The sequence below is a fragment of the Ketobacter sp. genome, assembly GCF_003671495.1.
Taxonomy (GTDB): domain Bacteria; phylum Pseudomonadota; class Gammaproteobacteria; order Pseudomonadales; family Ketobacteraceae; genus Ketobacter.
On record NZ_RCHN01000007.1, the window covers coordinates 137,874 to 151,377 of the forward strand.

General features: G+C 58.9%; 7 protein-coding genes. 4 read left to right on the forward strand and 3 right to left on the reverse strand.

All coding sequences use genetic code 11. The features are described from left to right. Positions 1-124 precede the first annotated feature (124 nt). The gene (locus tag D9N14_RS03230) at positions 125-2,152 is read left to right on the forward strand and encodes a CocE/NonD family hydrolase (RefSeq protein WP_290576851.1); all 2,028 of its coding nucleotides are present in this window, start codon (positions 125-127) and stop codon (positions 2,150-2,152) included. On the opposite strand, the gene D9N14_RS03235 is transcribed toward D9N14_RS03230, so the two are convergent. The 3 genes from D9N14_RS03235 to D9N14_RS03245 all read right to left on the reverse strand — a co-directional run bounded on the left by D9N14_RS03235 (position 2,089) and on the right by D9N14_RS03245 (position 8,388). Next, the gene (locus tag D9N14_RS03235) at positions 2,089-4,455 is read right to left on the reverse strand and encodes an efflux RND transporter permease subunit (RefSeq protein ID WP_290576853.1); all 2,367 of its coding nucleotides are present in this window, start codon (positions 4,453-4,455) and stop codon (positions 2,089-2,091) included. The two genes, D9N14_RS03230 and D9N14_RS03235, sit on opposite strands and share 64 nt — an antisense overlap. 177 nt (positions 4,456-4,632) lie before the next feature. After that, positions 4,633-7,731: a PQQ-binding-like beta-propeller repeat protein gene (locus D9N14_RS03240; RefSeq protein ID WP_290576855.1), complete on the reverse strand. Its 3,099-nt coding sequence runs from the start codon at positions 7,729-7,731 to the stop codon at positions 4,633-4,635. Positions 7,732-7,869: 138 nt separating this feature from the next. Then, positions 7,870-8,388: a TIGR00645 family protein gene (locus tag D9N14_RS03245; protein ID WP_290576856.1), complete on the reverse strand. Its 519-nt coding sequence runs from the start codon at positions 8,386-8,388 to the stop codon at positions 7,870-7,872. A gap of 176 nt (positions 8,389-8,564) precedes the next feature. Between D9N14_RS03245 and D9N14_RS03250 the strand changes: the two genes are divergently transcribed. The 3 genes from D9N14_RS03250 (at position 8,565) to D9N14_RS03260 (ending at position 13,499) form a co-directional block, all read left to right on the forward strand. Further along, the gene (locus D9N14_RS03250) at positions 8,565-10,352 is read left to right on the forward strand and encodes a GspE/PulE family protein (RefSeq protein ID WP_290576931.1); all 1,788 of its coding nucleotides are present in this window, start codon (positions 8,565-8,567) and stop codon (positions 10,350-10,352) included. Between the two features lie 110 nt (positions 10,353-10,462). Continuing rightward, positions 10,463-11,743 carry an acyltransferase family protein gene (locus tag D9N14_RS03255; protein WP_290576858.1) on the forward strand — a complete coding sequence of 427 codons (1,281 nt, stop codon included), beginning with the start codon at positions 10,463-10,465 and terminating at the stop codon, positions 11,741-11,743. Between the two features lies 1 nt (position 11,744). Continuing rightward, positions 11,745-13,499 carry a hypothetical protein gene (locus D9N14_RS03260; protein ID WP_290576860.1) on the forward strand — a complete coding sequence of 585 codons (1,755 nt, stop codon included), beginning with the start codon at positions 11,745-11,747 and terminating at the stop codon, positions 13,497-13,499. The last annotated feature ends 5 nt before the right edge of the window (positions 13,500-13,504 follow it).

Below are 13,504 nucleotides of genomic sequence, written 5' to 3' on the forward strand. Positions count from 1 at the left end.
TTTGTACAAATTCACCGCTTGCGCAATTGGTCAATGGCCGCGGCTTTTCATCAATACCCGGTTGCCGCAACGGGATAAGGTGATGACTCAAAAAAACCAATAACAAGAATCAAGGAGAGATGCAGTGTTGAGGCATCAATGTGTTGTGCTCTGTGTGGGGGCCCTGCTGTTATTCGGCTGTGGCGGTTCCGGCGAATCTTCATCCCGGCCGACGGAGGCGCGCTCATCACCAGCGCAGCCCGCACCGGCAAGCCCGGTGTTGCCCACACCTCCGGTGGCGCTGCAGTTGGATGATCCTGACAGTTTCTATGACCGCCCCGCAGAATACCCCCGCGTGCACATCGCCCCCATGCGCTATATACCCATCTCCACCGGTCAACAGCTGGGCATGCGCCTGACCCTGCCGGCGGATGACAACGGTGAGCCGCTGCCGGGGCCTTTCCCCGTGATTCTGGTGCAGAGTGGTTACAATATTGGCTTGATGTCGTTTGCCGCAGCCCCCGGTGGTGTGTTTCTGGGTATTCCGGATTCCTATCTGGTGCGGCGCGGTTACGCCATGGTGTCGGTGGACGTCATTGGTGGTGGTATTTCCCAGGGCGGCTGGGAGCTGTTCGGTGAGAAGGAACAGGCCGGTTATGCGGACACGGTGGACTGGGTCAAGGCGCAGCCCTGGTGTAACGGTGACATCGGTGTCGCCGGTGCTTCGTACATGGGCATCACATCCCTGTTCACAGCGCAGGTGCGCCCCCAGGACATCAAGGCGGTGTTTGCCAGCGTGCCGTTGGGGGATGCCAAGCGGGGCATCGTGGGCACCGGTGGTTTGTTGAATGCGGTATTCATGGGGGAGTGGATGGCACTGACTCACCTTACCTCCACCCAGAACGTTCCCCTGATGTTGTTGCAACCGGAGCTGATGCCTGAGGTGATGGCCGCCACCCAGGAGCACATTGATCATATTGACAATTATTATCTGCCATTGATTGAGCGGGCCATCCACGGGGACGCCGAGCTGGCGTACGATTCCCCATTCTGGCGGGAGCGTTCGCCGCTGGAAAACATGGATCAAATCCAGGCGCCCACCCTGATTGCCGGTGCCCTCAACGATCTGTTTCAGCGCGATGCACCCCTATTGTATGAAAGCCTGCGGGATCAGGTGGATGCGCGCCTGATGCTGTTCGACGGTGATCATCTCAGTAATTTTATGCAGGCTTTGCCCGGCACGGAAAAAACTGACCCGGTACTGCATGTGCTGCTGCAGTGGTTTGATCAACACCTGCGGGGAATAGACAGTGGTACCGAGCGGATTGCGCCGGTGACCCAGTACGTCAAACACTACAAGCCAGGCAACTGGCAGGGTTTTATCAGCGCTGACAACTGGCCCCATCCGGCAGCGCAACCGGAGCGCTGGTATCTGCATGGAGATGGCACCCTGACCCAACAGGCACCGGCCTGGGAGGAAGCCGAGCGCGCCATGGCGGCGGCGCCGTTTGCGGAATATGACTATGGCAAAAGTGCGGATGGTGGTTTTCTCAAGCTGGAGATTCACCCCAGCGATGGCTCGGACTGTTCCTTGAGTTATGTGCATTGGACCTTGGGGGTGGCGGGCATTACCCAGATTCGACCCTGTTATTGGGATCACCGGCAGCTGGAGCAGGATGCCCTGAACTACGAAACCGCCACGATGACAGAGGATTACTTCATCGCCGGGCCGTTACAGGCGGACGTCTGGATGTCCAGCACCACGGCGGACGCCGTGCTGTCAGTGCGGGTGGACGAAGTACTGCCCAGTGGCCGGGTGGTGCCCATTACCAATGGCTTGTTGCTGGCATCCCTGCGGGCGGTGGATGAAAGCCGGTCCCGTTATGTGTATGGGGAAATGGTGCAGCCCTATCACTTCCTGACCCGGGAGCACGAACAATTACTGGAACCGGGTGAGGTGGTGAAAATGCAGGTGGAGATCTTCCCCACCAGCGTCATCATCCGGGCCGGCAGCCGTTTGCGGGTGTCCATCAGCCCCAGCAACCAGGCCCAGGGTGTGCTGAATCTGGTGCAGCGGGCACGGGTGGAGGGGGGCGTCACCACCCTCTATCATGGGCCCGAGTACCCTTCCAGCCTGGCGCTGTTGTCCGTGCCGCTTTCTGCGCTGAACTGAGCGGAGCGGGTTTGAACATTGCCATCGTCACCAAACAGTTTCAGCAGGATGATCGGTAGCAGCACCAGATCCACCAGCACAGCGCATATGATGGTGATGATGGTGATCAGCCCCAGATCCTGATTGGGAATGAAATCCGAGAACAGCAGTGAGGTGAACGCGATGGACATCATGGCGGTGGTCAACAGCATGGCCACACCCACGGTGTCCATGGCGTAGCGCACCGAGTCGTGATTGTTGAAATGCAGCTGCTCGCGGGCGTATTTGTATTTGGCCAGGAAGTGGATGGTGTCGTCCACCACGATGCCCAGGGTGATGGTGATGCCCACGGACATGCCGAAGCCGATTTTGCCGCTGATCAAGGCCCAGATGCCGAACGCCATGGCGGCGGGAAACAGGTTGGGCACCATACTGATCAGGCCCAGGGACCAGGATCGGAACATGGAGATCAACAGCAGCGAAATACAAATCAACGCCACCACAAAGCCCTTCGACAGGTTGTTCACATTGGTGTACTGCATGTGAGCGAAGGCCAGGTTGGCACTGCCGATGATGGCTTGTTTGGTGTCGAATTGATGCTGGTCCAGCCAGTGCTGAATGGTCAGCTCCAGGTCGATCAACTCCTTGTCGGAAAGCTGGTCATAGACCGCAATCACCCGGGTTTCCGAACGGTCAAAATTGATCAGGTTGTTGAGGTCCTGGCCAAAGGGCAACGACATTTCATACATCAACAGATACTGTGATGCCAGCTCGCGGGATTCCGGAATCCGGTACCAGTCGGGATCGTCCTCGTGCAGGTTCTTGTTCAAGGTTTTCATCACCTCCAGCAAGGAAGTGGTGAAGCGCAATTGCGGGTTTTCCTGCAGGTGTTGATCCAGATCCTCCAGCAGCCCCAGGTACTGTGGGTCGTAGATGCCGCCGTTTTCGGTGGCAGGGATGCTGATGTTCACCACCACCGAACCACTGATGCGTTCGATCATGAAATCCATATTGCGGCGCACTTCCAGATCCTCGTCGAAGAACTCCACAAAATTATCATCGAGCCGGTTCATGGGGATGAATGAGGCCAGTGCCACCATCACCAATACAAAGCCGACGATGATCTTGTTGGCGTGAGGCTGATAGAAGCGGATCAGTCCACCCATGCTGGGCAGAGTGTTGACGCCCTTGGCTTTACTGGGCAGGTAGTACACCACGGCAGGCAGAAAACTCAGGGAGGCCAGCATGGCGTACAGAATGCCCACGCCGGCGGCGGAGCCCATGTGGGCAAAGGGCGGCGATTCGCTGAAGTTCAGGGCAAAAAAGCTGATGGCGGTGGTGAGGCTGGTGAAAATGATGGGCGAGAAATTCACCTCGATGCTTTTTTCCAGGGCGGTTTTTTTATCGAGGCCCCGGGCCAGACCCTGGGCGTAGTTCACCATCAGGTGAATGCAGTCGGCCATGGCAATGATGACGATGATGGCGGGAGTGTTCACCAGAATGGGGGAAACTTTCACACCGCTCCACAATACTGCTCCCATTCCCGCCATGATGGAGAGCAGAGCCGTGGTGATGCAGGCCAGGTTGCCGATGACATCCCGCAGAGTGAAAATCAGGAAGGCAAACACCAGCACCAGGGCAAAGGGGAATATGGTGCGGCCGTCGTCCTCGATGATGGCGGGCAGGGAGGTTTCCACCGCCACGCCGCCCACCACGCGAAAATCGATCTCCGGATACCGGGCATTGAGCCCGTCCACATATTCATGAACGTACTGCACCACTTCCACGGCCGCCTCGCCATGATCGGAGTCCGGGAAGTTCAGGATCACCGACACCAGGGACAAATCCCCTTGCGGAGTGATCAGGTAGTCTTTCACCCCCACCTTGCTGGTGGCGTAGCGCTTGCGGGCCAGCAACTCCTGGGGGGAGAGGGCGTCCACATCCTCCACCAGGAACTCCACCATCAAATCGTCCCCGTCCACCCGGGTGTACAAATGATTGCTGAGGGATTCCACCCGTTGGGAGTAGGGAATCGACCAGCCGAACTCGGTGAGCTGCTGAATGGCTTTGAGGGCGTCGGGGCTGAACACGTTCCGGTTGCGGGGCTCCACCAACACCATCACGTTCTTATCGCTGGTGTAGTCCTCTTCAATCTGGATCAGGTTATTGAGGTTGGCATCACTGGCCTTGAAGAAATCCCGTTGATTGGCAGAGAACTGGGCGTCTTTGGCCCCCATTCCCAGCAGTAACGCCCCCAGAATCACCACTACGATGCTGGTGATGCGATGATTCATCACCCATTGCGCCCAAGCTCGTGCTAACACAACCGCCCCCTACTTCTACTTCTTGGTATATAACGTGTATTGCGTGGGACATTCTAAGGGAGGTGTCTTGCCGGTAACAGCGCTGGAAAGGACAGATAATTGTGACTTTATGCCAGGACGGGCCCCCTCTGGCAGGAACCTCCGCACCTGGGCGGTGCAGAGGTTGTAATGGCCAGGTCAGTAACGGGTCGGCGCCTGCGGCGACGGGCTGAAGCCCGCCTCGTCGAACGCGTCGGGAAGCGGTTGTGTCGCCGCGGTGGTTGCGCCGGTGTCGTTCAGGCCCAGGCTCTGGATCTGGAACTGGCTCGTAAGGTGGGCTGACTGGGCTGAGGATTGCGGAATGATGTCAGCAAACTCGGCTCCGTTGACGGCAACGATGTTGCTGAAAGCCATCAGCTCTGTGTGGGTGGCGAACAGGCGGCCATCCCGGTCACTGGCCACCAGCAGGCCGTTGTCGCCCAGGTTGAGGTCGAAGAGGGACCCGCCCACCACCAGGGAGTTGATGATGGCGCCTGCCGCATCGTGGCGGCGGATTTCCCCACCCCAGGTGGCGCTGTACAGGGTGCCCAGGGCGTCCACCGCAATGGCGCGGGAGGCACTGATGTTGATGGACGTCAGCAACGTAAGGGTTGCCGGGTGATAGACATCCACCACCGAGCCGCTGAGTGCATAGAGCAGACCATCCTGGCCCAGGGTCAGGTCAATGTATTCCCGGGCGCCAAAGGGCTCGGCTTGCTTGCTGCTGAGGGTAAACCGGATGATGCCGGCATGGCTGTTCAGGGCCGTGTCCATGGACGTCACAAACACGTAATCACCCCAGTCGGCGATGCCGCCGTATGAGAGGTTATTGACGGTGGCCCAATTGTCCGCCTGCAGATGTGACCAGCGATGGGTGCCGGGATCATAGACGCTCAGTTGGGGGGTGAAGGTCCCGTTGAAAATGGCGATCCGGCCGTCATCCAGCAAGGTGACATCCCGTGGGTAGTCACAACAGCCGCCGGCGTCGGGCACGTTAACACGGCGCAGCAGTTCTCCGGCGTCGGAGTACAAGCGTAATTCGCCGTCAAAGATGGCAAGGTAAGCACCTTCGTTCGCGGACCAGCCGCTCAGCGGGGTGGCCTGCACGCTGTCCAGATAGATGGGGCAGCTGGAGGTGGTGCGGAAGCGGATGCGATTGAGGCCTTTGCCGATGGGGAAGCTGAACTCGGACCAGCCGCTATTGCTGATGATGAAGGCGAAGGATTCCACACCGGTGTCCACCAGCAGTTGCGAGAAATTGTTGCAGCCGCGGTAGGCCTGAACCGTAATCATGTTGCCGGCAAAATACCCGCTCCATTCCATATGGCTGCTGTCGTTGGCCGCGTGGCGCAGCGCATATTGACCTGTGTGGGCAACTTCATCGGTTACGGACCAGGCACTCAAGTCACTGGCTTCCCAGCCAGCAGGCAGGCCGTTTTCAAAGGAGAGGGTCAGCTCGCTGATGGGCGGCGGGTATGACCCGCTGTCGGTGGGGTCGGTGCCCGTTTGCGCTTCCTCGTAGTTGGAAGCGCCGTCGCCATCCAGGTCCTGTTCTGCATCGAGGGCATCATTGGGTGCCAGGCCGTAACGCACCTCCCAGCCATCCTGCATGCCGTCGCCATCGCTGTCGGGCTTGTTCGCCAGGGTGCCATATACGGAGGCTTCTTCGTAGTCGTCGAGGCCGTCGTCATCGCTATCCCGCCGGTTGGGGTTGGCGTGATGCCGGTATTCCTCGCTGTTGATCAGCAGGTCTCCGTCGGGGTCGCCGTTGGCGTCATCGGTAAAGTAAGGGTCCAATCCGTGGCGTCGTTCCCAAGCGGTGGGCAAGCCATCCTGGTCGTAGTCCTGTTGGGTGTTGATGGCAGAAAGGATGCCGTCATCGGACAGGATGTAGAGCACCAGATCGCTGCCCAGCAGAATGTGCCCACCCTGGTTGAACTGCCATTGGGCCTCGCCGCTGGCGCGGTCCAGTGCATGGGTGGTGGTGGCAGAGCTTACGATCACCAGGTTGCGGGTCACAATGATGTTGCCGTCCAGTGAGCTGGGGCCGGTCCACTCCCAGATCAGGTTGCCATCAGTGAGGGAGCGCGCCTGCAGGCTGGTGCCGCTGGCCACATAAAGGGTGTTCCCGGCGTAGGCAGGCTGCGGGGCAAACTGGCCGCTCAATTGCCACTCCAGCGCAAGCTGGTCCAGATTGAAATTGATCAGGCGGCCGCTTTCCACCACCAGGGCCTGTCCGGTGCCGGTGAGAACAGGGGCAAAATTCACGCTGTAGCCATGCCAGCTGTAGTCCGGGTCAGGAATGCTGCCCAATGCAGAGCCATCGTTCCGGGCCAACAGGTACAGGGCACCGTCCATGTATCCGGTGACCAGCTGCTCGTTGACGGCGGGGGTCCAACCGCTGAATTGGGGCAGGTTGGCAAACCACAGAGACGTGCCGCTGGACAGGTCGAAGGCCTGGGCGCCGCCATAGGCGCCCGCGTTGACATAGACGGCATCGCCATAGGGGGTTGGCGCCAGATAGTGTTCCCACTGGGCCCCGAACAGGCTGGTGTACTGGACGCTGCCGGTGGTGGCCTCAAAACTGTACAGGAAGGGCTTGTCGCTGCAGCTGCTGCACTCTTTGCCCACCTGCAGCAGGACCTGACCGTCAGCATAGGCGGGCGGGTTCACCGAAAACACGCGTTGGTTGAAATCGTGGCGCCAGGACTCATTGCCGTCCACGCTGCGAACGGCGCTTAATGAGTGGTCCCCCACGATGAACACCATATCACCGTTGCTGACCGGGGGATGATAATCCGCCGCACCCAGCTCGGATTGCCAGAGCAGCGAAAACCCATCGGGGTGCAGGGTCACCGGCACATGGCCATCGTGGCTGGCGTTGCCCTGGAGGGTGACCCAGTCTGCTGCCGGGGGCTCTTCCACAAAAATGGTCACCCGGGTCTCACGGGAGATGGAGCTATTATGGCTGGCGGTATAGCTGAAATGATCCCAGCCGGTATAACCGCTGGCCGGGGTATAGGTCAGATTGGGTGCGGTGCCACTGAGGGTGCCGTACTGCGGCGCGCCGACCTGGTATTGAAACTGGCTGCTGTCAATGTCGCTGGCGTTCAGCGTGATGCCCGTGGCCGTGTTGGCAGGGGTGGTTAAATTGATGTCGGTGGTGGTGGGCTTGCAGCCTGCCATGAGCAGTGCCGCCACAATATAAACACCTGTATAGGCGCCTGTGCGCGCCAGTGACCGGTGGAAGATCCCCATGTGCAATTCCTTTTATGGCTTTTTTTATTGGTGTTATCAGCAGGATGGGGTGGCGCTGGCTCACGCCATCCTGCCCCCATGGTATTGGGGCAGGGGGTGAAGTCAAGGGCGTGGTAACGAATTAGCGGGGCAGCAACATCACTTGGAGAGCGCTTTTGCCGCCCGGTCCATTTTGTCCATCACCTGCATGCACAGGGCGGAGAGTACAAATCCCATGTGGACAATCAATAACCACATTAATTTGGTCTCTCCCAGGCCGCTGGCATCGGGTTTGAACTCCATATACACTTTCAGCAGGTGGATGGCAGATATCGCCACAATCGACGCAGATACCTTCAGTTTTAACGATCCAGAGTCCATTTTGCCCAGCCAGGAGAGCTTTTCCTGGCCTTCGTCGATGTCGATTTTGGAGACGAAGTTCTCATAACCGGAGAACATCACCATCACCACCAGGCTGCCCACCAGGGTCAGGTCCACCAGGGTCAGGATCTGCAGGATCAGGGTTTGCTCCGGCATGGTGAGCAGGGAGGGTAAGATGTGCACCAGCTCCTGGAAGAATTTGAAGGCCAGTACCAGCAGCAGCAGGCTCAGGCCCAGGTAAACCGGGGCCATGATCCAGCGGCTGGCGTAGAGTGCTTTTTCGATCAATGATTCCATGGGAACGTGATTCCTGAGAGACCGTACGGTGATGGCAAAGATACCGGATTTTTGGGGACGGGTCACGGTTTGGCAAGGTTGTGTGAGGGGGAGGTTGGTTTGGTTAAACGCTTGAGACTACAATTGTTTTAATTGTTCATCATTCAATACCCGGCAGAGCACCCCCTGTGACCAGTATGCAAAAAGGTAAAGCCAGCTTCATGCAGCCCAGCATCCGCATCGATGTGCGCTGGGTTTTGGATGGCCTGTTCGAGGACGGCCGCATCAGCGAGCGGGACATGAACTTCATCGCCGGACAGCGGCGTGAGAAGAATGAACTGAACTGGAACCCCCTGCAGTTTGTGGCCAAGTTCGACCTGGCGGACCAGCAGTTTGAAAGCCGCAAGCTGGATCTGGACAACCTCACCGAGTGGCTGGCCAAGCGGGCCAATCAGCCCATCTATCACATTGATCCGTTGAAGGTGGACGTGGGCGCCACCACCGCCATCATGTCGTTCCAGTTTGCCGAACGTCACGAGATCCTGGCGGTGGCGGTGGACGACGAAACCGTCACCATCACCAGTGGGCAGCCGTTCCTGAGTGAGTGGGAGCAGGGCCTGGAGCAGACCCTAAAAGGCAAGCGCATCAAGCGGGTCATCACCAATCCCGCAGACATCCGCCGTTTCACCCTGGAATTCTACAATCTGGCCCGTTCCGTGAAAGGGGCCAGTGGCGGCAAGGCCCCCTCCACGGTGACCAACTTTGAACAGCTGTTGCAGTTGGGGGAACTCAGTTCCCCGGACGCCAACGACCAGCACATCGTCAAGATCGTGGATTGGCTGCTGCAGTACGCGTTCGACCAGCGCGCCAGTGATATTCACCTGGAACCGCGCCGGGAGCACGGCAATATCCGCTTCCGCATTGATGGGGTGCTGCACGATGTGTATGAGCTGCCGGCGCCGGTCATGGCGGCGGTCACCAGCCGGATCAAGATCCTTGGCCGGATGGATGTGGCGGAAAAACGCAGGCCCCAGGATGGCCGCCTGAAAACCAAGAGCACCGAGGGGGATGAAGTGGAACTGCGCTTGTCCACCCTGCCCACCGCCTTCGGTGAGAAGATGGTGATGCGGATCTTCGACCCGGAAGTGCTGGTGCGCTCCGCGGCGCAGATGGGCCTGGCGGACGACGATTATGAACGCTGGAATCATATGGTGTCCCAGCCCAACGGCATTGTGCTGGTGACCGGGCCCACCGGTTCCGGTAAAACCACCACCCTCTATTCCACCCTCAAGCAGCTGGCCACCCGGGAAGTGAATGTCTGTACCATCGAAGACCCCATCGAGATGGTGGAGCCTTCCTTTAACCAGATGCAGGTGATGGACAACATTGACCTGACCTTCGCCGACGGGGTCAAGGCCTTGCTGCGGCAGGATCCGGACATCATCATGGTGGGGGAAATCCGCAACCTGGAGACCGCCAACATGGCCATTCAGGCGGCGCTCACCGGGCACCTGGTGATCTCCACCCTGCACACCAACGATGCGCCTTCCGCCATTGTGCGCCTGACCGACCTGGGGGTGCCCCCCTATATGATCTCGGCGACCCTGCTGGGGGTCATGGCCCAGCGCCTGGTGCGGACCCTGTGCCCCCACTGCAAACGGGATGCCTTTATTGATGCGGAAGCCTGGGAGACTTTGATTTCACCCTGGAAAGGCCGGCAACCGGAGAAGATCAAAACCCCGGTGGGCTGCCTGGAATGCCGCAAAACCGGCTATCTGGGCCGGGTGGGCATTTACGAAGTGATGCCCCTGTCCCAGGATCTTAAGGATATGATCAGTCACAATGCGGAACTGGCGGAAATCCGCAAACAAGCCATGAAAGAGGGCATGCGCACCCTGCGTTTGAGCGGGGCCCAGAAGGTGGCGGCGGGCCTCACCACGGCGGAAGAGGTGATGCGGGTGGCCCCGGCGGTCAGCAGCACCTAGCCTAAACTGTGAATCCGTTGTTAGAATGGGCGCTCCCGTTGTTGCACACTCGCCAGGGGCAAGGCAGGGTAGGCACTGCAGTCTGAAAATAAAAATAAGAAGAGTCTTTCATGAGTACCCTGTTGTCGGCGTTTTCACCGCTTCGAAATCTAAAATTGCTGTTTGTTCGGCCAGCGTCCAATTTTCCGGTGCTGGATGGATTTCGTGCGCTCTCCATGTTGATGATCATGGTGTTCCACACCTTCAGTATTTACTCCGTGGTGCACCCGGATGTGGAGCTGATCGATATGGTGAACGCCAGCACCTGGTCCGCCTGGGTGTGGAATGCGGACAAGAGTGTGGATATTTTCTTCGTCATCAGCGGGTTCCTGATCACCGGTATTCTGTTGCGGCAGATTGATAAGGAAAACCGCATCCGCTTCGGCAACTTTTACTTCCGCCGCTTTTTGCGCTTGAGCCCGGCCTATTGGCTGGTGTTGGCGTTGTACGCCTGGATGGGCTATGTGGCCATGGATGCAGAAGGCCGTGAGCAGCTCAATCTGCACAACATCTGGACCAATGTGCTCTACATCAATAATTTTGTGCCCTATGACGAACAGGCCATGAACTGGACCTGGACCCTGGCCATCGAGGAACAGTTCTACCTCATCTACCCGCTGATTCTGTTGTTGCTGGTGAAGTACACCCGGCGGCCTCTGCTGGGCTTGTGGGCTCTGATCGGTGTGTCGTTCCTGGTGCGGTTTCTGGTGATCATGACCGACGAACCCATTCGCACCATGTCCGGCAGTCAGGTGGTGATTGACCAGGAATTTCATGCCTACCATTTCTCGGTGCTCTACGACAATCTGTACACCCGCTTCGGGGCACTGCTGTGCGGCTGTATTGCCGCCTTCTACTACTTTCATCACGAGCAGGCGCTGCGCAATTTCCTCAACTCCACCTGGGGCAAAGTCTGCGAGTTCGCCAGCTTCGGCATCATCATCCTGCTGATGTGGTTACCGGTGGTCAGCACCCGTATGGACGATCAGCAGACCCTCACCATCCTGTACCAGACCTTCAGTCGAAATCTGTTCAGTGGCGCGGTGGCGTATCTGGCCCTGGTCTGCCTGGAAAAAAGTTACCTGAGTTGGTTTTTGAATCTGCTGTTCTCCAATCGCATCTGGTATCCCCTGGCGCAGCTGTCCTATTCCATGTACCTGTTGCATGTGTTCCCCATCCTGATTCTGGTGCAGATGGGGGTGAACGCCATGCAGCAGTATCCGGAGCGCTATGATTACACCCATTGGCAGGCCATGAGTCTGATCTGTCTGTATTCCACCATCATCACCATTCTCGGGGCGGTGGTCATTTATCTGCTGATCGAACGCCCGATTATGAACCTGCGGAAATAACATGAGTTTTCTGGTCCTGGAAAAGCCGGCCCGGTGGGCCCTGCTGCTTGGCGTCCTGTTGGCGTTGCCGTCCCTTTGGGTGGGGATGCAGTTGGACGATTATTTTCATTGGGGATTGGTGACCCAGCGCAGCCAGGTGCTGCAGACGGTGAGCCCCGCCAGCCCCTATGGCCTGTTCAGTTTTGTGGACGGCAACCCGGCGCGGGTGATGGACCTGATGAACCTGGGGCTGGCGCCCTGGTGGACGTATCCGGAAGTGGAATACGCCTTTTGGCGGCCGCTGACGGAGCTGACCCACGGTCTGGATTATTCCCTGTGGCCCCAGCACCCCATGCTGATGCACGTGCACAGTATGCTGTACTTTGCCCTGATGCTGTGGTGTGGGTTTCACCTGTTCAAGCGCCTGCAGGGGGACAGCTCCGCCTGGCTGTGGGCAGTGTTCCTGTTCGCCCTGTCCTATACCCACGGGGTGCCGGCGGGTTGGCTGGCCAACCGCAATGCGGTGCTGGCGGTGATCTTTGTGTTGCTCACCCTCTTTTTTCATCATCAGTGGCGGGAGTCGGATCGCGGCCTGCTGAACCTGCGGGCCAGTGTGTGCTTCACCCTGGGGCTGCTGTGTGGGGAAATGGCGGTGACCGCGGGGGCCTACCTGTTTGCCTACGCGGTGTTGTACGAAAACAGCCCCTGGCGGGAACGCCTGATGTCGTTGTCGCCCTATGTGGTGATCGGTGCCGCCTGGTTGGGCATGCGCTCGCTGCTGGGGTATGGCGCCAGTGGTTCAGGCCACTATGTGGACCTGTTCCAGGCACCGGGTCTGTTCCTGCAGGTGTTGGTGGGGCGCGGGCTGGATCTGTTGGGTGGGTTGCTGTGGGTGGTGCCGCCGGAATTGGGGTCGGGCCTGCCGGAAGGGCGCCGGCTGGTGTTCCTGGTGTTGTTCCTGTTGTTGTTGTGGGTGGCCTGGCCGCTGTTGAAGGCTGATCGCCGGGCCCGCTTCTGGCTGGCCGGCGCGCTGTTTTGTCTGGTGCCGGTGGCCAGCACCATTCCCCACAGCCGTTTGTTGATTGCCGCCAGCATTGGCGCCGCCGGCTTTCTCGGTTTGTTGATCAAGGCCTGGCGCCATGGCGAGCTGGCGCAATCCGGTTTGCTGCGGGGGTTGAGCGGTGTGCTGGTGGTGGCCCTGCTGGTGCTGCAGTTAGGATTGTCCGCCTTGTTGTTGCCGCTGGAGATGGTCTCCATGCGCATCGTGGGGGACAATTACCTCAACCAGGGAGCGCGCTCCTGGGATCTGGCGGACATGCCCCGCGAAACCACACCGGTACTGATCAACCCGCCCCTGTCCAGTGCCGGGGGCTATATCAATGGTGTGCGGGCGTATCTGGGGTTGCCGGTGGCGTCGAAAACCTGGCTGTTGGCCTCCGGGCTGCAACCATTGACCCTCACGGTGTTGAATGCCTATACATTAGACTTATACAGCCGCGAAGGGTTGTATGATGCTGTCCAGGAAGGGGTGTTGCGTGGGCCCCAGGCGCCGTTCGCCGTGGGCGACAGCGTGCAGTTGGCCGGTATGATTGTGACCGTGATGGAAGTGGAAAACGGCGTGCCGCTGCGGGCCCGGTTTCAGTTCTCCCACCCCATCAACAGTGAGCGCTATCGATTTTCCCACTGGAACAGTGGTCAGGTGGCACCCTGCCGTTTGCCGCCGAAAAACCAGTCCATCGAATTGCGGGTGGACTCCACCCAATGCGCCGAGCCCTGAAGCGA

Bases quoted from the DNA above. Each gene is read 5' to 3' on its own strand.
- D9N14_RS03240 (WP_290576855.1), bottom strand. From the start codon at position 7,731: ATGGGGATCTTCCACCGGTCACTGGCGCGCACAGGCGCCTATACAGGT.
- D9N14_RS03245 (WP_290576856.1), bottom strand. From the start codon at position 8,388: ATGGAATCATTGATCGAAAAAGCACTCTACGCCAGCCGCTGGATCATG.
- D9N14_RS03250 (WP_290576931.1), top strand. From the start codon at position 8,565: ATGCAAAAAGGTAAAGCCAGCTTCATGCAGCCCAGCATCCGCATCGAT.
- D9N14_RS03255 (WP_290576858.1), top strand. From the start codon at position 10,463: ATGAGTACCCTGTTGTCGGCGTTTTCACCGCTTCGAAATCTAAAATTG.
- D9N14_RS03260 (WP_290576860.1), top strand. From the start codon at position 11,745: ATGAGTTTTCTGGTCCTGGAAAAGCCGGCCCGGTGGGCCCTGCTGCTT.